Origin of the sequence: Delftia sp. DS1230 (assembly GCF_040112715.1) — a bacterium.
Taxonomy (GTDB): Bacteria; Pseudomonadota; Gammaproteobacteria; order Burkholderiales; family Burkholderiaceae_C; genus Comamonas; species Comamonas tsuruhatensis.
The window spans coordinates 3,964,075-3,987,053 of the sequence record NZ_CP157763.1 but is presented as its reverse complement, the minus strand read 5'-3'; the positions used below and the strand labels follow the sequence as shown (position 1 = coordinate 3,987,053).

Genomic DNA, 22,979 nt, shown 5'->3' with positions numbered 1-22,979 from the left:
TGGTTCCCTTCTTTCAAAGCAATGAATGGCGGATGAAGTCCATGCTCTGGCGCAGCAGGGCTTCGTTGCTGTCCGCGTCCGTGATCCGGGCCGCGAACGGCTCGAACGAGACCGGGCCGCCATAGCCGCGATCGAGCAGTTCTCGCAACTGGGCGATGTTGCCCAGGCGGTCTCCTTCGCCGACCAGCACGCGGTGGCCGTCGCGCATCTGGCCGTCTTGGAGCCGGTGGTCCTCGACGCCCGAGACATGCACCAGCCCGGTCAGGTCGGGAAAGAAGATGTCTTCGCCGGCCAGGTAGTGGTGGAAGCTGTCGTGCACCAGCCTGAAGTGGCGTTCGCCGGCTGCGCCGTAGATCGCCTCGACGGCATCGGACTTGCGGCGCAGCGCGCACTCGGCAAAGCCCAGGGGCTCGACCAGTCCCTGCACGCCATGGCCATCGAGGAGGGGGCGCAGCTGCCTGAGGGCACGCACCAGGTCGCGCCGCCGCTGGCCGGGCGTGCGCGGGTCGGCCCTGTCGTTCAACGGGCACATGACCAGGGCCCGGGCGCCGCAGTCACGCGCATACGCCGCCAGCGCGCGCGCCTTGCGCTCCAGGCCGGCGTCGAAAACGTCGAAGGGATACAGCGCGTTGATGGACACGATGGTGATGCCGGCCTGCCGCGCCGCGGCCTGGATGGCGGCGGGCGCCGTGCCGTCGCAGGTCTCGGCATGGGACAGGTCGTTGCGGATCTCGATGGCCGACACGCCCAGGCGCCGGCACATGGCCAGGTAGCCGGCAAACGGCATGCGAGAGGCGCTGATGCGGTTGATGGCGAAATGGATGGGATTCGTCATGGGCCGGGACTCGGGTGGGAAGCGGTGGTCAGGGGCGCAAAGCGGTCCGGGAAATGCCTTTCCAGCTGTTGCTGTATCTGTTGGCGCATGAAGCGGCTGGATTCGGCCGCACGCTCTTCCCAGGCGAACACGCAGGACGACAGAACGCCGTCGAAGCCGGCGCTGCCCAGCGTGTCGAAGAACAGGTCCCAGTCGATCTCGCCCTGGCCCATGTCCAGGTGCTGGTGCACGCGGATGTGGTGCGAGCCCGGCGGGTTGACGATGTAGCGCAGCTGGCTGCTCTTCCTGTGGTCGAAGGTGTCGGCCACGCGCACATGGGCCAGCAGCGGCGCGGCTTCGCGCAGCATGGCGGCCATGTCGCCGCCGTAGTGGAAGGTGTGCGGGGCGATATAGGACAGCCGCAGCGCCTTCGAGCCCATGTTCCTCACGATGTCCATGGCCGGCCGCAGCTGCTCTATCCAGTCCTCCGGATGCGGCTCCACGGACAGCGTGATGCCTTCGCGCTCCAGGATGGGCAGCAGCTCGTCCATGGAGCGGAACCAGGCGGCCTCGCACATCTCCTTCGGATTCGCGCCGGCAGGACCGTTCACCGAGCGCTCGGGCGAGGCTCCACGGCCGAACTCCGAGACCATCAGCGCGCACTCCATCTCGATGGCCACCTCGATGGCCTTCTTCCAGCAGCGCATCGCCCATTGCCGTTCGTCCTCGAACGGGCTGGCCCAGCGGTACATGGGCTGCAGCGATGCCAGTGCCACGCCGCTGGCGCGCATGGCCTGGCGGAATGCGGCCATGCGCTCCTTGGTGGCGCGCGGCATCACCCACCAGTCCAGGAAATCGCTGCGCGGCGACAGCTCGATGTGCGCATAGCCCAGTTCGGCCACGGCCTGCGGCAGCCGGTCCAGCGGCTCGTGCCGGATCATGTAGGGATCGAGGGCGATTTTCATGGTGTCTGCCTGCAGGGCGTGCCGTCAGCGCCGCGCCTTCTTGTTGCGGTACTGGTCGGCGACCACGGCCGCGACGATGATGGCGCCCTTGACCATCTCCTGGTAGTAGGCGTCGATGCGGATGAAGGTGAAGCCCGAGGTCATGACGCCCAGGATCAGCACGCCGATCACCGTGCCGGTGATGCGGCCCATGCCGCCGGCCAGCGAGGTGCCGCCGATCACCACGGCGGCAATCGCATCGAGCTCGTACATGACACCCATGCCCGACTGGCCCGAGATGGCCCGCGCCGCCGTCACCGTGCCGGCGATGCCGCCGAGCAGGCCGGCAATCATGTAGACCCAGACCAGATGCCGCTGCACGTTGATGCCCGAAACCACGGCTGCCTGGCGGTTGGAGCCGATGGCATAGGTGAATTTGCCGAAGCGCGTATGGCGCAGCACCACGTGGAAGACGGCGGCGAGCACCAGAAAGATGATCACCGGATGGGCGCCGGAGCCGATCGCTGCGAAGTCGTCGGTCAGCATGGAGACGGGCGTGCCGTTGGTGAACCACTTGGCAAAGCCGCGTGCGGCCACCATGGTGCCCAGCGTGGCGATGAAGGGCGGAATGCCCGTGAAGGCGATCAGCGAGCCGTTGAGCAGGCCGACCATCAGGCCCACGCACATGCCGGCCGCCACCGGCCAGACCACGGGCAGGTCGGTCAGCTGCGGGAACACGGCACGCGGAAAGTCGGACACCTGTGCCAGGCTGGCGGACACCACGGCGGTGGCGGCCACCACCGAGCCCGACGACAGGTCGATGCCGCCGGTGATGATGACGAGGTTGACGCCCACGGCGATGATGCCGATCACCGCCATCTGCAGCACGATGATCTGCAGCCGCTCGGCGTTGAGCAAAAAGCTCTGGCCCACGGTGAGCCAGCCGGCCGCCTCGAAGAACAGTGCAATGCCCAGCAGCACCAGAAAGATGCTCAGTTCCGGCGGCCGCCTGGCCCGGTGCAACGGGCCGGTGCCCGGGCCGGGCGGGGAGGGGGCCTGCGAAATCGATGGGGTATTGCTCATCTTGCCTGTCTCCGCTTGGGGTCCCCGGCTCAGCGGGAAGCCAGTTCCATGATCCGTACCTGGTCGGCGTCCCTGCGCTCGACGATGCCCGTCATGCGTCCCTCATGCATGACCAGGATGCGGTCGCTCATGCCCAGCACTTCGGGCATCTCCGAGGAAATCATCAGCACGGCCGCGCCCTCGGCGGCCAGCGTGCCGACAAGGCGGTGGATCTCGGCCTTGGCGCCGACATCGATGCCGCGCGTGGGCTCGTCGAGGATGAGGATGCGGGGCCGCGTCAGCAGCCAGCGGCCGATCAGCAGCTTTTGCTGGTTGCCGCCCGACAGGTTCTGTATCTGTTCATGCAGGCCGGGCGACTTGATGCGCAGCGTGCGCGCCATGTGCTCGCAGTCGCGGCGCAGCGCAGCCCGCTCGACGAAGCCGCACTTCACATGGCGGCTGCTCAGCACCGCCATCTCCATGTTGGCCTGCAGGTCCAGGCCCGTGAAGCAGCCGGTGTCCTTGCGGTCCTCGGTGAGAAAGGCCATGCCGTGCCGCATGGCCTGCGCGGGCGAGTCGATCTTCACCGGCCGGCCGTCGATGCGGATCTCGCCGCTGGTGGCGGGCACCACGCCGAACAGCGCCTCGGCCAGATTGGAGCGCCCGGAGCCCACGAGGCCGGCCACGCCCAGGATTTCCCCGGCGCGCAGTTCGAAGCACAGACCGCTGAACACGCCCTGCACGCCCAGCCCGTCCACGGACAGCACCACGTCGCCCAGGGCCACGTCCTGCTTGGGGAACATCTGTGTGATCTCGCGCCCCACCATCATGCGGATGATGTCGTCGCGCGTGACGTCGGCGGCCGCATGCGTGCCTATGTAGCGGCCATCACGGAACACCGAGAACTCGTCGGCGATCTCGAACAGCTCGTTCATCTTGTGCGTGATGTAGACGATGCCTTTGCCCTGGCTGCGCAGGTGGCCGATGATGCGAAACAGGTGCTCCACCTCCCTGTCGGTGAGCGCGGAGGTGGGCTCGTCCATGATCAGCACCTCGGAGTCGAAGGACACGGCCTTGGCGATCTCCACCATCTGGCGGCTGGCCACGGTCAGCGTGCGCACCTCGGCCCCGGGATCGATGCCGATGGCCAGCCGGTCGAACAGCGCCTGCGTGCGCTGGCGCAGCTGGCGGTGGTCGACCAGGCCGAGGCGGTTGAGCGGCTCGCGGCCAATCCAGATGTTCTCGGCCACGCTCATGCCGGGCATGAGGTTCAGCTCCTGGTGGATCATGGCAATGCCCTGCTGCAGCGCATCCAGCGGGCCGTGCAGCGTGACGGGTCTGCCCCTGAGGCGGATCTCGCCCTGGTCGGGCGCATGCATGCCGGCAATGATCTTCATCAGCGTGGATTTGCCGGCGCCGTTCTCGCCCATCAGCGCATGCACGCTGGCGCTGCGCACGCGCAGCTGCACATCGGCCAGTGCCACGACGCCGGGAAACGACTTGCCCACGCCACGCACTTCCAGAAGCCAGTCGCCAGCAGGGGATGGGGAAGCTGCAGGCCAGGGGGCGGCCTGCGGCCTGCCCGGCGAGACGGTGGGCATGGGCACTCCTTGGAGGACAGGTTGTGAAGAGGTGGCGTGGGCGGGGGTGACGGGGCGACGCGGACCAGGCGAGGCCGGCTCAAGGCCTGGCGTACTGGTCCATGTTCTCGGGCGTGACCAGTTCGAAGGGCACGTTCACGAAGCGCTCCACGGCCTGCTTGCCGGCCAGGCGCAGGGCGGCATCGACGGCATTGGCGCCCTGGCCCGCCAGATTCTGGAAGACGGAGACCTTGAGGTCGCCGTTCTTCATGGACGCCAGCCCGTCCGGCGTGGCGTCTATGCCGGCCACGATCATGTCGGGCGTCCATTTCCTGGCCGACTTCAGCGCGTTGATGGCGCCTATCGCCATCTCGTCGTTGTTGGCGAGGATGGCGTCGAACTTCATGCCCGAACTCAGCCAGTTCATGGTGATGTCCTGGCCCTGCGTGCGGCTCCATTTGCCTTCGCGCTTGTCCAGGATCTTCATGCCTGCGCACTCGCGGGTCGCCAGCACTTCCTCGATGTCGCGGGTGCGCACGCGCGCCGAATCGTTGGACAGCTCGCCCATCAGCACCAGCAGGTCGCCCCGGCCGCCCAGCAGCTTGCAGACCTGGCGGGCCTGCAGCGTGCCCGACAGCTTTTCGTCGGACGCGACCACGGCAGTGCCTGCGGGCAGCTTGTCGAAATCCACGGGCTGGCGGTTCACGTAGACCAGCGGAATCCGGGCGGCGCTCACCATGCGGGTGATCTTGGGCGTGGCGTCGGTATCGACCGGGTTGACGATGATGGCGTCGGCCCGCTGGGCAATCATGTTCTGGATCTGGCTCAGCTGCTTGCCCACGTCGTTGCTGGCGTCCTCGATCTGCACGCCGGCTCCGTGCCTTTTCGCTGCATCGACGATGCCGTTGCGCAGGATGGTCAGGCCCGTGTCGTCAAACAGCGCCATCGCCACGCCGATCCTGAGGGGCTGCACCGGGGCCTGGGCCTGCGCTGCCCGTGGCTGAGCCTGAGCCTGAGCCTGGCCATGCAACGGCAGGGCGGCCAGAAGGGCTGCGGCAATGGCAGCCAGCAGGTGTCTTTTACTCATCCCTCGTCTCCTTGTTCCTGAGCGGCAGCGGGGCGCATGCAGGCCCCGCATGGACTCGCCACACACCGGATTGCACCGGACCGTGAGGAGAACTGTAGTTCCGTGCCGTGAAATTTTGGAAATTAATTTCTAAGTGATTACACCTAAGGAAAATAATTTCCAATAGTTTTAATCTTTCGGCCATGTTCTGAACGGCGGACATCGGAGACAAGGCAAGCCATGACAAGCACTGTGAGATTGACCGTCAGCCAGGCGCTGGTCCGCTACCTGGCGGTCTTGCGGGCCGAGGTCGTGCAGCCGGACGGCAGCACCTCCATCCAGCCCTATTGCGGCGGCGTGTTCGCCATCTTTGGGCATGGCAACGTGGCCGGGCTGGGCGAGGCCCTGCATGCCGAAAGGCACAGGCTGCCCACCTTTCGCGCCCACAGCGAACAGGGCATGGCCCATGCGGCCGTGGCCTTTGCCAAGACCCATTTCCGCCAGCGCATGATGGCCGTGACCTCCAGCATCGGCCCCGGCGCCACCAACCTGGTGACCTCCGCCGCGCTGGCGCATGTGGCGCGCCTGCCGCTGCTGCTGCTGCCCGGGGACATCTTTGCCTCGCGCCTGCCCGATCCCGTCCTGCAGCAGGTGGAGAGCTTCGAGCAGGGTGATCTGAGCGCCAACGACTGCCTGCGTCCGGTCACGCGCTACTTCGACCGCATCATGCAGCCCGGGCAATTGCTGGCGGCCTTGCCGCGCGCCATCCAGGTCATGACCGACCCGGCGCAGTGCGGCCCCGCCTGCCTTGCGCTGCCGCAGGATGTGCAGACCCAGGCCTTCGACTGGCCCTTGGATTTCTTCCACCCGCCGCTGATCCGCCTGCGTCGCCCGCCGGCCGATGCCGCCGAGCTGGAGCAGGCCGTGGCCTTGCTGGCCTGCGCCAAAAGGCCGCTGATCGTGGCGGGCGGCGGCGTGCTGTACAGCCAGGCCTGGGAGGCCTTGCGCGTGTTTGCCGAAACGCATGGCGTGCCGGTGGCCGAGTCGCAGGCCGGCAAGGGCAGCCTGGCCTGGGACCATGCCCTCAATCTGGGCGCCATCGGCGTGACCGGCTCGCCGGCTGCCAACCACGCGGCCCGGCACTGCGATGTGCTGCTGGCCATCGGCACGCGGCAGCAGGATTTCACCAGCGGCTCGCAGGCGCTGTACAGCCAGGCCACGGTGCTGGGCCTGAACGTGCAGCCCTTCGATGCCGCCAGGAAGCGTGGCCGCCAACTGGTGGCCGATGCCCGTATTGGCCTGGCCCAGTTGGGTGCAGGATTGGCCGGCTGGCGGGCCGATCCACGGTGGACCGAAGAGCTGCGCGCCCGGGCCTCAGCCTGGGCACAGCGCGTGGCGGAGCTGACATTGCACGTGCCCCAGGGCGAGCTGCCCTGTGACGCCGAGGTGATCGGGGCCTTGCGCGAGTCTGCCGCCGACGCAGGGCTGGACAGCGCCCGCAATGACGTCGTGGTCTGCGCGGCCGGCACGCTGCCGGCCGAGCTGCACAAGCTGTGGCGCAGCGGCCTGCCGGGCAACTACCACGTGGACTATGCCTATTCCTGCATGGGCTACGAGATCGCGGGCGGTCTGGGCGTGAAGCTGGCAAGGCCCGAGCGCGAGGTCATCGTGGTCGTGGGCGATGGCTCCTACATGATGCTCAACGCCGAGCTGGCCACCTCGGTGCTGCTGGGCCGAAAGATCATCGTCGTGGTGCTGGACAACCGTGGCTACGGCTGCATAGAGCGGTTGCAGATCCGCTGCGGCGGCGCCAGCTTCAACAACATGCTCGACGACTGCGTGCCCGAGGGCGGCGAGCGCTCGTCCATCGATTTCGCCCGCCACGCCGCTGCCATGGGGGCCGAGGCCGTCCACGTGGGCGGTGTGCAGGAACTGCGCCGCGAAATGCTGCGTGCGCGGGCGTCCCGCCGCAGCCAGGTGCTGGTGATAGACACCACCCACCACCGCACCACGGCCGACGGCGGCGCCTGGTGGGAGGTTGCCGTGCCCGAGGTCTCGGGCCGCCCCGAGGTCCAGGGCGCGCGGCGCGAGTACCTGCACCACAAGGCAGGCCAGCGGCGCTGACGCCGCGCCACCGTCGCCCTGCCCGACTTCTGCCCATCTGCCTAACTGTCTAGGCGCCTATCTGCCCCAAGGAGGACTCGCATGAACTGGAAGGTTCGCATCGGTATCAATCCCCTGTCCTGGATGAACGACGACCTTCCTTCGCTGGGGGGCGATACGCCGCTGGACACGGCACTGAAGGAGGGCGCCGAGATCGGCTACGCGGGTTTCGAGCTGGGCAACAAGTTTCCGAAAACCGGCCCCGCGCTCAAGGCCAGGCTCGACGCGTACGGGCTGGCCTGCGTCTCCGGCTGGTACTCGGGCTTTCTGGCGCAGGCCGATGCGGGCAGCGACGACCAGGCCCTTGCCGCCGAGGCCGAGCGCTGCAAGCCCCACATGGACAGGCTGCGCCACAACGGCGTCGACGTGGTGGTCTATGGCGAATGCGCGGGCACGGTCCAGGGGCAGATCGGCACGCCTGTGTCCCGGCGCCCGCGCTTTGCCGACGATGCGGCCTGGCAGCGCTATGCGTGGCGGCTGGATGCCTTTGGCGCGCACCTGCTGGAGTGTTACGGCATCCGGCTGGCCTATCACCACCACATGGGCGCCCAGGTGGAATCCCCGCAGGATGTGGACCGCCTGATGGCGCTGACCGATCCGCGCAAGGTCTTCCTGCTGTTCGATACCGGCCATGCCTACTACGGCGGCGCGGCCGATCCGGCGGCGCTGCTGAAAAAACATGTGGCGCGCGTGGCGCATGTGCATTGCAAGGATGTGCGTCCCCAGGTGATTGCCCAGGCACGCCAGGGCGACTGGAGCTTTCTGCAGGGCGTGGTCAACGGCATCTTCACGGTGCCGGGCGACGGCGCGCTCGACTTCGAGGCGGTGCTGCGCACGCTCAGGGACGCCGGCTACCAGGGCTGGCTCGTGGTCGAGGCCGAGCAGGACCCCGCCATCGCGCCCGGCTACGCATACGCGAAAAAGGGCTACGAGACGCTGAGTGCGCTCGTGGAGCGGGTGGGAGCCTGAGGCCATCCGGCATCTGGGCATGAAAACCAAGGGAGGACAACGTCATGACATCTGCAATCCACCACGCCCTGCGGGGCCCTGCGGCCCGGGCCATCGTACCTTGCCTGTGCGCTGCGGCGCTGGCCGGCGCAGCCAGTCAGGCCGCGGCGCAAGGCAGCGTCACGCTGTATGGGCGCATCGTCAGCGGTGTCGACTATATGAACCGCATTGCCGAGGGGCCGGGCCGGTCTTCCGGTCAACTCCGGCACGCCGGGCAATGGGGCGCGACCTGGTGGGGGCTGCGCGGGGCCGAGGACCTGGGTGGCGGCCTGAGCGCCGTCTTCCATCTCGAAAGCCAGTTCTCCGCCGACGACGGCACGGTGGGCGACAGCTTCTTCAGCCGCTATGCGGTGGTCGGCCTGCGAAGCCAGACGTACGGCACGCTGCTGCTGGGCCGGGCCATGGGCATTCCGGACGGCGAGGTCTGGGCGCTGGACCCCATGGGCCTGCAGGCCATGGGCGCGGGCACGCTGCAGGGCAACCGGACCTGGGGGTCGCGCCCCAATGCCATCAGCTACCAGTCGCCGGCCTGGGGCGGGCTCTCGTTTCGCACCCAGCTGGGGCTGAACGGGGAGGCGGGCCGTTCCCGGGCCTGGCGCCAGGCCGCCGCCAGCGTGGGCTATGAGCAGGGGCCGCTGGTGCTCAAGGCCTTCTACGAAGAAATCCGTGACGGCAACGGCGCGTTCAGTTCGCTCTACACGGCATCGCGCCTTTACACGGTGGGCGCAACCTACCGCGTGGGCGGCCTCAAGCTGTTCACGGGCTACAGCCAGATCCGGTCAGGCCTCCTGACGGTGGCCGACGCCGACAACCCGGCAGGCGCCCGCAGGCAGCAGACCTACTGGATGGGCGCCAACTACCAGGCCACGCCGGCGCTGGTGCTGGTGGGCGGCGCCTACCGCGCCAACCGCAGTGGCGGCGGCGCCAGCCTGCTGAGCCTGGGTGCCAATTACCAACTTTCCCGGCGCACCATGCTGTATGGCACGGTCGGCACCCTCTCCAACGGGGGCACAGCCTCGTTCTCGGTGGAGGCCAACAGCGGCAAGCCGCTGCCCGGCTCCGGCCAGCAGGGGCTTTACGCGGGCGTCGTGCACTCGTTCTGAAGCCGCCTTTGCCGCGCATCAACCCTCAGCCCGGCCGGGTCAACCCCCGCTGGGCCGGCCCCCTTGGGGCGGGGCGGTGCCGCTTGGCTGTATTCTTGGCGCTTGCCTTCACGCAGCCTTGCGGCCGTCCCCAACATGCATTTGTCCAGACGCGAATTCCTCGGCGCCGGCGTGGCCGCCGCCTGTGCCTCGCTGGTCGGTTGCGCGGCCTCGGCGCCCGTGTCGGGCAGTTTCCTGCAGCCGTGGCGCAGCCATCTGGAGATGCCGCGCGACCAATGGCGCCAGCGCCTGGCCGCCACCCAGGCGCTGGGCTGCCGCGAGCTGTTCGTGCAATGGAGCGGCCTGCTGGGCGATACCGAGGCGGACAGCTGGATGCTGGCCGACGCGCAGATCGCCGACCTGCTGGACATCTGCACCGAACTGGGCATGGGCGTGCACCTGGGCCTGCCCTATGACGAGCGCTGGTGGAAGCAGATCAGCCTTGACAACGCCGCAGGCCCTGCGCCTTACCTTGCGCATATCGCCGAGCTGGGCGCCAGCCACATGTACGCCAGCACCTGGCCGCGCCATGCGGCCTTTCGCGGCTGGTACATCCCCTACGAGCTGGAGCAGTACCACTGGGCCGCGCCCGAGCGCATCGAGCTGCTGGTGAGCGCGCTGCAACCGCTGGCCCAGGCGGCAGCGGCCACATCCGGCCAGGTGCCCGGCATCTCCACCTATTTCAGCCAGCTGCAGACCCTGGGCAGCCTGCCCACGCTGTGGAGCATCCTGCTGGACCGCGTGTCCCTGCGCCCCATGGTGCAGGACGGCGTGGGCGTGGCGGGCCTGGGCAATTACGAGGCGCTGGCGCCGCTGCAGCAGATGCTGCTCGAGCGCAGGGCGCCGTTCGATCTCATCGTGGAGCTGTTCGAGCAACTGCCGCCCGCGCGGCCCGATGGCTCGGACTTCCAGGCGCGCACGGCCAGCTTCGAGCGCGTGCGTCGCCAATGGGACGTGGCCCGCGACTACGGCGCCCAGCGCGTCGTTGCCTTCGCCATCGATCCCTGGGTGCTGAACGACACGCCCGAAGCCCGGCAACTGCTGCGCGGGTGGAAATCCGCCGCGCGCTGAGCGGCAGGCGGCCGGGTCAGAAGCGCTTGGCGATGATCTCTCGCAGGATCTCGCTGCTTCCGCCGAAGATGCGCAGTGCCCTTGCATCGGCCCAGGCACGGCCGATGCCATATTCCGCCATGTAGCCGTAGCCGCCGTGCAGCTGCAGCAGCTCGTCCAGCACCTGGCCCTGCAGCTCGGTGGCGTTGAGCTTGGCCATGGCGGCGGTGACGGAGTCCAGCGAGCCTTCCATGTGCTGGGCCAGGCAGTCGTCCAGGAAGACGCGCAGCATGGTGGTCCTGGCCAGGGCGTCGGCGAACTTGAAGCGGGTGTTCTGGTAGTCGAGCACGCGGCGCCCGAAGACCTTGCGGTTGCGCACGAACTCGGCAGCCTCGTCCAGCATGCCTTCGGTGGAGGCCGCCGCACGCAGCGCGATCGCCAGCCGCTCCTGCGCCAGCTCCTGGGTCACATGCTCGAAGGCTGCGTTCTCGCGCCCCAGCAGGTGGTCGGCCGGCAGGTGCAGCTCGTCGAAGAACAGCTCGCAGGTGTCCTGGCTGTGCTGGCCAATCTTGCGCAGCGCCGGGCCCTTGCCCAGGCCCTTCATGCCTTCTTCCACCACGAACAGCGACAGGCCGCGCGCGCCCAGGTCGGGCTCGGTGCTGGCCAGCACCACCATCAGGCCGGCGTTGACGCCGTTGGTGATGAAGGTCTTCTGGCCGTTGAGCACGTAGCCGCCGCCTTCACTCTCGCTTTTGCGGCGGGCGCGCGTGCGCACGGCCTTGAGGTCGCTGCCCGCGCCGGGCTCGGTCAGCGCGATGGCGCCGATCAGCTCGCCCGTGGCCATGCGCGGCAGCCAGCGGTCCTTCTGCACCTGCGTGCCGAAGTTCCAGAGATAGGGCGCCACCATGTCGGAGTGGATGGAAAAGCCGATGCCCAGGCAGTTGGCACGCGCCAGCGCCTCGATGACCACGGCCGCGTGGCCGAAGTCCCCGCCCTGGCCGTACGGCGGGGGCAGGTCGCAATTGAGCAGGCCGCTGTCGCCAGCCTTGCGCCACAGGGCGCGCGGCGTGATGCCCTCTGCCTCCCAGTCATTGATGTGGGGCAGGATCTCGGTGGCCACGAATCGGTCCACCTGTTCCTTGAACAGCAGGTGGTCTTCACGCAATACGGAGCGGGTGCGCATGTCTGTGTCGGTCTCCTTGGGCTGGGTCAGGGGCGATAGGTGTCGGTGGCGCTGGCCTGGCCGCGCAGCACGGGGGAGGCGGCCGTACCCGTCATGAACAGGCTGTAGTGGTCGCCGGGCTGCAGCTGGGGCAGTGCCAGCGGCGCGCTGACGGCCTTGGCGCAGCTGGCACTGAGCTGGGCGCTGACCGGGTTGATGGAGCGGCTGGCCGATGCAGCCGGCGCCACGCCCGTGAACAGGGGCGTGCCCGCGGGCGCGACCTGCAGGCTGCCCTGGGGGCAGTCCGTGGTGAGGTTGTAGAAACGCAGCTCTGCCTTGAGCGCATTCTGGCTGCCGCCGGAGTCGTCGATGGCCGTGAAGCGCGTGGCCGCGTTCTTGCCCTGGCGCTGCGGCACCAGGGTGGTGAAGCTGCCCGGCGCCACCTTCATGCTGCCGGCGCTCTTGCCGTCCAGCTGGATGGCAAAGGGCGTGTCGCCCTTGACGATGGCGTAGCTGCTGGCCGGCTTGCTGCCGGACAGCGTCTGCTCGGGGCCGTCGGCGATCTTCACGCGCAGGCTGCCCGCATCGGGGTGGACCACGCGCACGAAGGACGAGCCTGCGGGGGGGCGCGCGGCGTACAGCTGGGCCAGCGTGCCTTCGGCATGCGCTGCAGGCAGGCAGGACAGGGCCGCCAGCCCGGCCAGGGTGAACAATGCTTGGCGCCTCACAGCGGAAAAAACGGAAGTCATGCCTGCAGATCCTTGTTTCATTGGGCGGGGCGCAAGCGCGAGTCGAGGTACATGCGCTCCAGTTGCTTGCGGTCGGCCTTGTCGGTCTGGGTCAGCGGAAAGCCATGGCAGGCCAGCAGTTCCGACGGAATCATGTAGGGCGGCACGCGCTGGGCCAGCAGTTCGCGCCATCCGGCCAGGTCTTCGGGCAGGGGGTGCATGCCGGGCGGGCCGCTGCGGTCCAGGTCCACGAAGCCGATCATGCGCACGATGAAGCCGTCGGGCCGCTTGAGCGCCACCGCCGCGCCCGCGCGCACGCCGGGCAGGGTGGCCAGCACGGCATCGACCTCGGCCAGCTCGATGCGGTAGCCGTGCATCTTGATCTGGTCGTCGCGTCGGCCGTGGAAGGTGACCAGGCCCTCGCCGTCGATCTCGCCCAGGTCGCCCGTGCGGTAGCCGCGCTTGCCGTTGCGCATGAACATGCGGGTGGCGTGCAGGTCGGGGCGGTTGAGGTAGCCGCGCATCACATGGTCGCCGGCCACGCAGATCTCGCCTTCGTCCAGGAAGACGTCGGCATAGGGCTTGGCCCGGCCGATGGGAAAGGGCAGCGGCGCGCGCTGGCGCAGCGCGGGGTCGATCTCCACCCAGGTGGTGGAGCAGGTGGCCTCGGTGGGACCGTAGGAGTTGATGATGCGCGCCTGGGGAAAGCGGCTCCACAGCGCCTCGGCCACGGTGGGCGTGAGCGATTCGGCGCCGAAGACGAAGACGCGCAGGTCGGGCAGGTGCTGCTGGTCGAAGTCGGCATCCAGCAGCTGCTGGCGCACGAAGGAGGGCGTGGATGCCCAGACGTTCACATGGGTGCGCGCCAGGTAGGCGGCAAAGGCCTGGCGGTCGGCAATGGTCTCGCGCGCGCACAGCACGCAGGCACCGCCCGTGACCAGGGCGCCCATCCAGTTGAACAGCGAAAAGTCGAAGCTGAACAGCATCTGGTCCATGAACACCGGCGCCTCGCCCAGGGCCAGGCAGTCGCGTATCCAGCCGGCGAACAGGCCCATGCTCTCGCGCCCGATCTGCACGCCCTTGGGATCGCCCGTGCTGCCCGAGGTGAACATGATGTAGGCCAGCGATTTTTCCTGCAGCGGCTGCGCGGCGATGCCGGTGTCCAGGAAGCTGCGGGCCTGGGCGTCGTAGTGCAGGCCGGCCTGCACCAGCGTGGCGATGCGCGCCATGCGCTCGGGCGGGTTGATCACGTCCACCGGCACGAAGGGCACGCCCAGGCGCAGGCAGCCGAGGATGGCCACGAGGAACGCGGTCTCCTTGTGCCCCGTGATCAGCAGCGGCTCGTCGCGGCGAGCGCCGCGCGCCAGCGCCTGCTGCTCCCATTGCGCCACGGCCTGGGCCAGTTGCTGCCAGTCCAGCGTGCCGGCGGCATCGATGACGGCCGGCCGCTGCGTGCCGGCGTCGGGCTCGATGAAGTCGAAGCGGTCAAAACTGAATCGCATGCGGGCTCCTTGCGGCGGTGGGTGGATGGGGATGGCTGCGCAGGCCGGGCCGACAGTGCCGGCGTCTCATCACGCCTTGCGCTGCTCGGCCACGTACTGCGCCAGCGTTTGCACGGACTCCAGGTGCAGGTCGATCTCCGATGGCGGTATCTTGACGCCGAATTCCTTCTCGATGGCCAGGGCCACGTCCACGGCGGACAGCGAGTCCACCAGGCCCGATTCGAGCAGCAGCGTATCGGGCTCGACCGAGGTCAGGATGATGGCTCCGATGATCTGGGCAATCTTGGTTTCGATGTCATTGTGGGACATGCTTTTTTCTCCAACAGGCGTTTCAGAACTGGAAATACAGGAAGCGGGTTTCCTTGTGCAGGTTGACCAGGCACAGGAAGAGCAGGACCAGGGTCACGGCCGTCCAGCCCGCGCTGGGGCGCCAGCGCATCCAGGCCCGGGGCGCCTCCTGCACCTTGAACATGGCGGGCGAGAAGCGGCCCAGGATCTGGTGGGCATTGGGCGTGAACCAGGCAATGGCCAGCAGCAGCAGCACCAGGGCCAGCTGCATATGGTGGCCTATGGCCAGGCGGATGGCATCGCCCAGTGCCAGGCCCTGGACGTGGGACAGCGACTCCAGCGCCTCCACGCCGCGCAGGCCGGCCATGCCCTTGAGCAGCAGCATGGCGTCGCCCACGCCGTGGGCGCGGAAGAAGGTCTGGGCGATGAGCACGGCGATGAAGGTGATGACAACGCACAGCGCCTGCACGCCCCGGCCCGATTTGCGGGCGGCGGCCGGCTTGCGGCTGACCACGAAGATGCGCCAGGCATGGTTGACCGACAGGTAGAAGGCATGCAGCAGGCCGAAGATCACGTACTGCAGGCCGGCGCCGTGCCAGATGCCCGCCAGCCCCATGGTGAACAGCGTGGGCACGACGATGGTGGCCGCAAAGCCGCCCGGCGTGCGCGCGGCGCTGGAGCCCACGGACAGGCCGCGCTTTTCGCGTGCGCGCGAGATGGCCATGGCCACGGGGTAGTACAGGTAGGCCGTGAGGTAGCGCGTCAGCGTCATGTGCCAGCGCGCCCAGAAGTCGATGATGCTGCCGGCCTTGTAGGGCGAGTTGAAGTTCAGCGGGAAACGGATGCCGAACATGCGCGCCAGGCCCAGGGCCATGTCCGAATAGCCCGAGAAGTCGAAGTACAGCTGCAGCGCGTAGCTGAGGCTGGCGCCCCAGGCGGCCCAGAACTGCAGCTCGCCGGGCGCGGCGAAGCCGGCGTCCGCATAGGGTGCGATCTCGTCGGCCAGCAGCACCTTCTTGGCCAGGCCGATCGCGAACAGCGTGCCCCCGATGGACAGGTTGTCCGCGCGGAACCGGTAGTTATCCGGCTGCGCGAACTGCGGCATCATTTCCTTGTGGTGCAGGATGGGCCCGGCAATCAGGTGCGGGAAGAAGGTGACGAACAGCACGTAGCTGAGCAGGCTGCGTTCCTTGACGATGCCCGAGCGGCAGTCCAGCAGGTAGCCGATCTGGGTGAAGGTGAAGAACGAGATGCCCAGGGGCAGGATCAGCTCGTGCATGCCGCCCTGCGTCAGCCCCCATTCGCCCAGGAAGTTGAACAGCGTGGCGAAGTACTTGTAGTGGAACAGTGCCGCCAGGTCCGCGCCCACGCCCAGCGCAGTCACCAGCCCCTGCAGCCGCGCATGGCCGGCAAAGCGCAGGATCAGCCGGCTCACCACGTAGTTGAAGGCAATGGACAGGGCCAGCAGGGCGACGAACTGCGGGTTCCACCAGCCATAGAAGACGAAGGACGTCAGGCACAGCCAGAACGCGGCCAGCCGCAGGCTGATGGCGCCGGCCAGGTAGTGGCCCGCCAGCGCGATGGGCAGGAACAGCAGCAGGAAAAGATAGGAGTTGAACAGCATGTAGCGGGCGGTTTCACGCAGGCGGGGAGGCGGCGTCCAGCTCCTTGAGCGCCGCTTTTTCATCATCCGTCAGGGGCAGGGACAAGGTGTTTTCCGAGAACTCCCAGATCACCAGCCGCAGGCTGGCCGGCCAGGAGGCGCGGCGCTTGAGGGCGGACACCATGGCGCCGCTGAACTGGCCGCCATCCATGCTGAGGTTCCAGACTTCATGGCCCAGCGCGCGGCCCAGCTGTGGCGCGAAATTGCTGCGCAGGCCGTTGGAGCTGCCGGCCAGCAGCACCTGCACGGGCGGCGTCTCGTCCAGCAGGCCGCCGCCGCGCACGGGGGTGATGGCCTGGGGGCGTATTTCGTCGCGCTGCGGGCGCCAGCCTGCCGGTGCGTCGGCCAGGCCGGCCAGGGCCAGCAGGTCGCCGGGCAAGGGCTGCAGCGGCCCGGGTGCAGACTCCTCGAAGGCCTGGCTGCCGCGCTGCCCGCCCAGCAGCGGCAGCGCGGCCCGGGCCACGGCCAGGGCGGCGGCGCGTGCGCCCTCGGCGTTCATGTGCACGTCGGTGCGAAAGAACACGGGCTGCGTCTGCTTCTGGGCCTGCAGGGCGGGGCGCAGGTCGGCAAAGGCAATGCCGTCGGCCTGCAGGCGTTGCTGCCACAGGTCCAGGCGCTGCAGCATCACGGGGGCCACGGGCAGGCCGCACAGTTGGTCGGCCTCGATGCGCGACTTGTCGGGCACGGCCACCACCAGGGTGGCAATGCCCTTGTCCTGCAACTGCCGTGTCCAGTGGCGCAGCAGGCGCTGGCGCGCCTCGAAGGGCGCGGCGCCTACCCCGGGCTGGGGCCGCAGGCCGTCGCGGTAGAACATCCACTGCGGGCAGCCCAGGGCCACCTGCGCGCCCGTATCGCCCAGCAGGCGATAGCGCAGCGCGGCCTGGCCGGTTTCCAGCGAGGACTGCGCAGGCAGGCGCAGGCCCTTGTTCAGCGCCGTGCCCGCGCGGCCATCGAGCCAGGCCGACAGCTGCAGCTCGCCGGCCTTGGGGCCGTGGCGGGCCAGCGACCAGCCACCCCAGGCCAGGCCCGACAGCAGCAGGGCGCCCCAGATCCAGGCATTGCGCCGGTGGCCCTTGTCGGTTTGCAGGTCTTGCGCGGCTTGGTCCACGGGTCAGCCCTTGAGTGCGGCGCGCAGCCGCTCCAGCCAGGTGGCGCTGGGCATGAGGGAGGCGTTGTCCCACTGGCCGGCCGCGTTGGGACCGTAGCTGTAGGTGGGCTCGAACATCTGCCACACCAGCACCTGGGGCTTGTGGGCCTTGAAGGCAGGTGACTCCAGATATTCCAGCAGCATGGTCCACTGGCCCACGTTGCCGGGCTTCCAGTTCAGCGAGACGGGGCGGTCCAGCAGGCTGGAGAGCTTTTGCGGAAAGCCGAAGTAGGGCTGGACCATGCTGTGGCCCGTCACATGGACAGGCGCGGGCTCGTCGTCGAGCAGGCCCTTGGCGGGGGCCTGGCGGCGCACGGTATAGACCTCGCGGCCCACCTGCTTGCGCTCTTCGGCGGTGAGAAAGAGCTCGGCCAGGTCGCCATAGCGGCGCTCGGTGACGGTGTCGCCCAGGGCCAGGCCGCTGCCGGCGCGGCCCGCCAGCTGGGGCACCTCGCCCTGGACCATGCGGGCCGTGGCTTCGGCCGTGGCGTCGGCCGCCGCCTGGGTCCAGTGCTGGTCGGTGCGGTAGAACACGTCCTTGCCGCTGTCGCGCACGGTGCGCAGCACGGCCTCGTCGTCGAAGCTGGGAATGCCTGCGCCCTGCAGCGCCTGCAGCACCTGCTTGTAGCGGCCCTGGACATCGGCGCTCATGGCCTTGCCATCGGGCATTTTGTCAGCGTAGAAGCGCACCTTGTCGGGCAGCAGCAGCACCTGCAGCTTCACGCCGCGCGCGGCCAGCAGGTTGCGCGCCTCGGTGATCAGCCGCGTGGATTCCGTGATGCCGGCGCGGTCCACCTGGGTCAGGCTGCCCCAGCCCGGAAACAGCCAGCCGTCCTTGCCCCTGAGAACGATGGAGGAGCTGTCCTGTGCCTGTGCCTGTGCCTGTGCCTGTGCCGTTCCCTGCGCTGCCAGCGCGCCCAGCACCAGGGCGCAGCCGGCCAGCCCGCGTGCGGCGCGCGCCATGCCCGAGCGCAGTCCGTGCAGGGCGGGGCGGGGTGCTTGCTTGGTCGAATCCATGGGAGCTTTCTCCTTTTCTCTTGTCTGTGTGGTGGCGGCGGCGGGGCGGGGCTTTCAATAGGACAGCGTCAGCGTCATGAACAGGCCCTTGGCGCGGTCGGCCTGGCCGCCGCCGATGTTGAAGCGGTACTGCATGGACCAGTCCAGATAGGACTGGGCCGTGCTGTAGTGGCTTTCGCGGAACCATTGGCGCAGGCTGATGCCCACGCCGGCGCTGGCCGACCAGCTGCTGCCATTGCCTTGCAGGGCCAGGGTCTGTCCCTGCTGGGCGGCCAATTGGGCTGCGGTGGGCGTGGCGCCAGGGGCGGCCTGCAGGGAACGCACTTGCACGCGGTTCCTCTGTTTGATCCAGTCGGCCGCGACCACGCCGAACGGGAAGATCACCAGGCCCTGGTTGATGCCGTCGGCGCGGAAGCTGCGCCCGATGCGGGCCTCGGTGGAGAAGAACCATTGCTCGCGCTTGTAGCGCCCCGAGCCGTCGCCCACCACGGCGCCATTGGTCTGGTCTGTCAGCGTGAAGCGCGAGGCCATGCTCTGGTTGGCATAGCCGGCCTGGCTGTAGCCTTCCATGGTGAACCAGCTGGAGCGGTCCGTGCGCCGGCCCGTGCCCTCGTAGAAGCCGTGGGTGACATAGGCCAGCCAGCCGCCCTGGCCCGCGCCCGCGCTGTACTTGGCCAAGATGGGATTGCCCAGTGCCGGGCCCGTGGGGTTGAGCGGATCGCGCCCGCTCATCAGGCAGCGCAGCTGGGGCGATTCAGGCGTGATGAAGCCCGAGCGCGTGGCGGAGCCGATGTTGAACTGGCGCTCTATGCCAAAGGTCAGCGCGTACTTGGTGGACGGCGTGAAGCGCATGCCCAGCGAGCCCGTGGTGGTGGGCAGGCCCGAGATGCCGCGGTTGTCGCCTGCCTGCACATTGATGGGCAGGCCCGTGCAGGGGTCGATGGCGCTTTGGCCCAGCGTGGTGCCGCCCCCGTCATGCAAGGTGCTGCCCAGCCGTCCGTAGACATCGAAGATGCGCGTCGATGAGTTGAGGAAGTTGGACGGGCGCCAGTAGGCCTCGGCCGTGCCGAAGACGGCGTCGCCGGCCTGGGTGAGGATGCCGTCCGAGAATGCGCGCCCCGCAGGCCGCGCGCCCCGGTAGCCCAGGGAGACGATGGCGCCCCATTCGCGCGAGTAGCCGGAGACGGCGCTGCGCGCGTTCTCGCGCTGGCCCGGCGTCAGCTTGGCGGTGCCGGCATCGTCCAGGTCGATGGCTTCCTTGAAGGTGCGCACGGCGCCCCGGCTGTCGCCGGTGCCGGCCAGGGCATAGCCCTCGTCCAGCATGGCGCCCGCAGGTGCCTCGCCCGTGGCGCGGGCGGCACGAAAATCCTGCAGCGCCTTGGCCGGCTCTTCCTGGCGCGAGTACAGGTAGCCGCGCTGCATCAGCAGCTGGGCGTCGTTGGGGGTGAGGGACAGGGACTTGTCCAGCCGCAGCAGGGCCTGGCCCTGCTGGTCGCGGTTGCCTGCGGCCAGCGTGGTGGTCAGCAGCTTTTGCAGCTGCTCGTTGTCGGGGTCCTGCTCCACGGCCGTTTGCGCATGTTCGATGGCGGCCTTGTAGTCCTGGCGCGCGTAGGCCGCATAGGCCTGGGCGCTGGGGCCGCCTGCGCCCTGGGCATCGGAGGGCTGCAGCTCGCAGACCGTTCCGTAGGGCGTGTCGCGGCAGTCCTGCAGCGGCGGCGGGTAGTCGGCCATGGCCAGGGTCTGCGAGGCACCGCGCGTATCGGCCACCATGGGCGTGTCGCGGCCCGGGCGCAGCCCATCGGCTTGCTTGAGGCGGCGGGCCACGGCTTCATCCTGCGCCGGCATGGGCGCCAGCAGCGCGCGGGCGCGTGCCGCATCGCCCGCAGCCAGGGCTGCGTCGGCCGCGATCAGGCGCAGGTTGGCCGATTGCTTTTCGTCCAGCCAGTCCTGCTTGAGCACGTCGTCGAAGTCCTCGTTGGCCAGCGTGGTCTTGCCCTGGCGCTGGCGTATGTAGCCGCGCATGCCCAGCGCCGCTGTGTCTTCGTTGTCCTGCGCCAGCGCCTCGTCGGCAGCCTTTTCCGCGTCGGGCAGTTGCTCGGCCAGCATGAGCGAGGTGATCAGCAGCAAGCGGTGCGATGCCGTTCCCGGCGCCAGCGCCACGGCCTCGCGCGCAAAGGGCACGGCCTGCGCCGGGTTGTTGGCGATCAGCGCCTGGTAGGCCTTTTGCGCGGGCAGCACGGCCTGGCTGCGGCGCAGGGTCTGGCGCTTGGCCACCAGGTCGCTTTTGTTGGGTGGGTCCAGGGACAGGGCGGCATCTGCGGCCTCGATGGCGGCGCCCAGCTGGTCCTGGGCTTCCAGCGCACCAATCCACAGCAATGCCCATTGGCCTTGCGTGGGGTCCAGGCGAAAGGCCTGCTCGGCCTTGCGCGCGCTGTCTGCGTAGTTCCTGGCGTTGTAGTCGGCGTAGGCCTCGGTGGCGATGGGAAAGGCCTTGTTGTAGGCCTCGGAGGCCGTGGCCGCGCCGCCACCTGCGGCGGCCCCGCCTGCCGCAGCCGCGCGCACATTCGTCTCGGCCTGCTGCAGCGTGGCCTCGTCCATCCCGGCGGCGCGGGCCGAGGCGATGGCCTTGAGCGCTTCCTCGTTCTTGCCCTGCCTTTGCAGCGAGTAGATCAGCAGCATGCGCAGGCGCAGCAGGTCGGGGCGCAGCTGTATGGCCGATGCGGCGGCGCTGGCGGCCCGCGCAAAGCGGCCGGCCTGGTAGTGGGCATAGGCCTGGTTGGCCAGCTGCCATGCGCGGCCCCTGAGCGGCGCCTCGGCCTTGACGGCTGCTGCGGCCTGCGGCCAGGCCGGCGGCGCGTTCCAGCCGGCGCCCAGCAGGGCGGCCAGGGTGAGTGGGCGAACGAGGGTTGCGAGACGCTTCATATGCCGGCCCTTGGTGTGCTTGGATTGCCTGTTGCGGCCAAGCCGGGATGTGCCGGGGGATCGGTGGGCTCCCCCTGCTGGAAGCTGATGGCCTCGCGCAGCGTGGCCTCGTCGAGCCAGCCTTGCTCCATGAGGATGGCGCCCAGCGGGCGGCGTTCGCGCCGCTGGATCTCCAGCGCGCTGGCCAGCCGGGTTTCGTCGATGGCCTGCCAGGACAGCAGCAGCTCGCCCAGGCGCTGGCGCTGGTGCACCAACTGGTCTGTGGAGGGGAAGTCGTGCATGGTCTTGTCCCAGGCCAGGCGCTTGCCCGTGACCAGGTGGGCGATGAACAGCTTCCAGGCGCGCGCCGCTGCCATGGCATTGATGAAGTTGCCGATCACCATGCGCGGGACGGACAGCAAGGCGTGCTCCCAGCCGTACAGACGCGAGACGAACCAGGCGCGCTGCACCACGCGCAGCAGCAGGGCGACGACGTTGACGCTCATCAGCGTCACCAGCCAGCCATTGGGGGCGAACAGGGAGGGGTAGTAGACCGTCCACCAGCCCATGTGGTCGGCCAGCAGGAAGACCAGGAAGTTCAGCAGCAGCAGATAGGCCAGGATGGCCACGAAGGAGGTCACCAGCCCTTTGCGGTCGCGGAACAGCAGGTACTTGGTGGACAGCGGCCCGGCCCAGCCGACCTGGCTCCAGCCCTGCAGGCCGATGCCCAGTGTCCAGCGCGCCTTTTGCCGGTAGGCGGTCTTGAAGGTGTTGGGAAAGAACTCGCGGATGCCCAGCGGCATGGTGAGGGTGGACACCTTTTCCTTGCCCAGCCCGAACAGCGGCTTGCGCCGTATCACGTAGTCCACGGGGAATTTGCCGAAGATCTGCTTCATGCCCCGGCGCGCCAGCCGCGCGCCGATGTCGTAGTCCTCGGTCAGCGTGTCGGTGTTGAAGGGCTGGTTGTGGGTCTCGGCGGCCAGTTCCTCCATCGCCTTGCGCGAAAAGCAGGTGCCCACGCCGGCCGAGGGCACCATGTGCGACATGCTCTCGCGCACCACCAGGTCCTTGGTGTGCCATTCGGCGAATTCGTCCATGTAGGTGCCGGCCACCAGCTCGTACCACTCGCGCTCCAGCGAGGTCACGGGCAACTGGATGAAGTCCATGCGCGGCAGCAGGTAGTTGTAGTACTTGAGTTCCAGCGGGTGCAGCACGTCCTCGCTGTCGTGCAGGATCACGCCGGCAAAGGGCTCGGGCTGCAGCGTGTTCTGCTGGAAGATGGCCTGCACGATCCAGTTGAGGCAGTCGGCCTTGCAGGTGGGGCCGTCATGCGGCACCTCCACGCGGACCAGCTGGCGGTAGCGCCGGCGCATGCGCTCGACCTCGTTCTTGGTGCGCTCGTCATTGCGGTAGGTGCCCACGAAGATCATGTAGTTCTTGTAGTCCAGCGTGCCCACCATGCTCTCCAGCATGGGCGCGATCACGTCGTACTCCAGCCAGGCCGGCACCATGATGGCCAGCGGCTTTTCCTCGACCTCCTGCAACTGCTGTGCCTTGAGCGGCTGGTAGCGGCGCTTGACGGTCAGCGCGCGCCAGGCCTCGCGCACCCAGTACCAGGCGTCGATGAACAGGTCGTCGATGCTGGACAGCAGGATGACGACGGCCACCACGGCGCTGGTGATCTCCAGCGCGTGGTAGTAGTCGGCCACCAGGTAGGGCCAGTAGAGGGAAGAGATCATGGT

At 68.6% G+C, this 22,979-nt stretch carries 18 protein-coding genes; 4 read left to right on the top strand and 14 right to left on the bottom strand.

The window, feature by feature from the left end; translation table 11 throughout:
- Nucleotides 1–13: 13 nt before the first annotated feature.
- The 5 genes from AAN986_RS17925 to AAN986_RS17905 all read right to left on the bottom strand — a co-directional run bounded on the left by AAN986_RS17925 (nt 14) and on the right by AAN986_RS17905 (nt 5,487).
- Complete coding sequence (locus AAN986_RS17925; RefSeq protein WP_047217206.1) at nt 14–835, bottom strand: TIM barrel protein; 822 nt, start codon at nt 833–835, stop codon at nt 14–16.
- Nucleotides 832–1,779 carry a sugar phosphate isomerase/epimerase gene (locus tag AAN986_RS17920; RefSeq protein ID WP_047217207.1) on the bottom strand — a complete coding sequence of 316 codons (948 nt, stop codon included), beginning with the start codon at nt 1,777–1,779 and terminating at the stop codon, nt 832–834. The genes AAN986_RS17925 and AAN986_RS17920 overlap by 4 nt, the downstream gene beginning before the upstream one ends.
- A gap of 24 nt (nt 1,780–1,803) precedes the next feature.
- On the bottom strand, nt 1,804–2,841 hold the full coding sequence (locus AAN986_RS17915; protein ID WP_016449899.1) for an ABC transporter permease: 1,038 nt from the start codon (nt 2,839–2,841) through the stop codon (nt 1,804–1,806).
- A gap of 29 nt (nt 2,842–2,870) precedes the next feature.
- Nucleotides 2,871–4,421, bottom strand: a complete 1,551-nt coding sequence (locus AAN986_RS17910; protein ID WP_034364969.1) for a sugar ABC transporter ATP-binding protein — start codon at nt 4,419–4,421, stop codon at nt 2,871–2,873.
- A 79-nt stretch (nt 4,422–4,500) separates the two neighbouring features.
- On the bottom strand, nt 4,501–5,487 hold the full coding sequence (locus AAN986_RS17905) for a sugar ABC transporter substrate-binding protein (RefSeq protein WP_156179755.1): 987 nt from the start codon (nt 5,485–5,487) through the stop codon (nt 4,501–4,503).
- A 219-nt stretch (nt 5,488–5,706) separates the two neighbouring features.
- Between AAN986_RS17905 and iolD the strand changes: the two genes are divergently transcribed.
- The 4 genes from iolD to AAN986_RS17885 all read left to right on the top strand — a co-directional run bounded on the left by iolD (nt 5,707) and on the right by AAN986_RS17885 (nt 10,850).
- A complete protein-coding gene (gene iolD, locus AAN986_RS17900) occupies nt 5,707–7,590 on the top strand; it encodes a 3D-(3,5/4)-trihydroxycyclohexane-1,2-dione acylhydrolase (decyclizing) (protein ID WP_047217208.1) in 1,884 nt (627 codons plus the stop codon).
- An 81-nt stretch (nt 7,591–7,671) separates the two neighbouring features.
- Nucleotides 7,672–8,598, top strand: coding sequence for a myo-inosose-2 dehydratase (iolE, locus tag AAN986_RS17895; RefSeq protein WP_047217209.1), 927 nt, complete (start codon nt 7,672–7,674; stop codon nt 8,596–8,598).
- 44 nt (nt 8,599–8,642) lie between these two features.
- Nucleotides 8,643–9,740 carry a porin gene (locus tag AAN986_RS17890; protein ID WP_047217210.1) on the top strand — a complete coding sequence of 366 codons (1,098 nt, stop codon included), beginning with the start codon at nt 8,643–8,645 and terminating at the stop codon, nt 9,738–9,740.
- Nucleotides 9,741–9,875: 135 nt separating this feature from the next.
- Nucleotides 9,876–10,850 (top strand): DUF4434 domain-containing protein, encoded by a 975-nt coding sequence (locus tag AAN986_RS17885; protein WP_016449893.1) that lies wholly within the window; start codon nt 9,876–9,878, stop codon nt 10,848–10,850.
- A 16-nt stretch (nt 10,851–10,866) separates the two neighbouring features.
- On the opposite strand, the gene AAN986_RS17880 is transcribed toward AAN986_RS17885, so the two are convergent.
- From AAN986_RS17880 to AAN986_RS17840, 9 genes are all read right to left on the bottom strand, one after another.
- Nucleotides 10,867–12,012 carry an acyl-CoA dehydrogenase family protein gene (locus AAN986_RS17880; RefSeq protein ID WP_016452419.1) on the bottom strand — a complete coding sequence of 382 codons (1,146 nt, stop codon included), beginning with the start codon at nt 12,010–12,012 and terminating at the stop codon, nt 10,867–10,869.
- Nucleotides 12,013–12,038: 26 nt separating this feature from the next.
- The gene (locus AAN986_RS17875; protein WP_349335428.1) at nt 12,039–12,740 is read right to left on the bottom strand and encodes an alginate O-acetyltransferase AlgF; all 702 of its coding nucleotides are present in this window, start codon (nt 12,738–12,740) and stop codon (nt 12,039–12,041) included.
- Nucleotides 12,741–12,757: 17 nt separating this feature from the next.
- On the bottom strand, nt 12,758–14,221 hold the full coding sequence (locus tag AAN986_RS17870; RefSeq protein WP_047217212.1) for an AMP-binding protein: 1,464 nt from the start codon (nt 14,219–14,221) through the stop codon (nt 12,758–12,760).
- A gap of 69 nt (nt 14,222–14,290) precedes the next feature.
- Nucleotides 14,291–14,530 (bottom strand): acyl carrier protein, encoded by a 240-nt coding sequence (locus AAN986_RS17865; protein WP_016449889.1) that lies wholly within the window; start codon nt 14,528–14,530, stop codon nt 14,291–14,293.
- 22 nt (nt 14,531–14,552) lie between these two features.
- Nucleotides 14,553–16,133: an MBOAT family O-acyltransferase gene (locus AAN986_RS17860; protein ID WP_047217213.1), complete on the bottom strand. Its 1,581-nt coding sequence runs from the start codon at nt 16,131–16,133 to the stop codon at nt 14,553–14,555.
- Between the two features lie 13 nt (nt 16,134–16,146).
- Entirely contained in the window at nt 16,147–17,280 is a 1,134-nt protein-coding gene (locus tag AAN986_RS17855; protein WP_047217214.1) for a cell division protein FtsQ, read from the bottom strand.
- Nucleotides 17,281–17,283: 3 nt separating this feature from the next.
- Complete coding sequence (locus AAN986_RS17850) at nt 17,284–18,336, bottom strand: hypothetical protein (RefSeq protein WP_016449886.1); 1,053 nt, start codon at nt 18,334–18,336, stop codon at nt 17,284–17,286.
- A gap of 54 nt (nt 18,337–18,390) precedes the next feature.
- Complete coding sequence (locus tag AAN986_RS17845) at nt 18,391–21,258, bottom strand: tetratricopeptide repeat protein (RefSeq protein ID WP_047217215.1); 2,868 nt, start codon at nt 21,256–21,258, stop codon at nt 18,391–18,393.
- A complete protein-coding gene (locus AAN986_RS17840) occupies nt 21,255–22,976 on the bottom strand; it encodes a glycosyl transferase family protein (protein WP_047217216.1) in 1,722 nt (573 codons plus the stop codon). The genes AAN986_RS17845 and AAN986_RS17840 overlap by 4 nt, the downstream gene beginning before the upstream one ends.
- Nucleotides 22,977–22,979 lie beyond the last annotated feature (3 nt).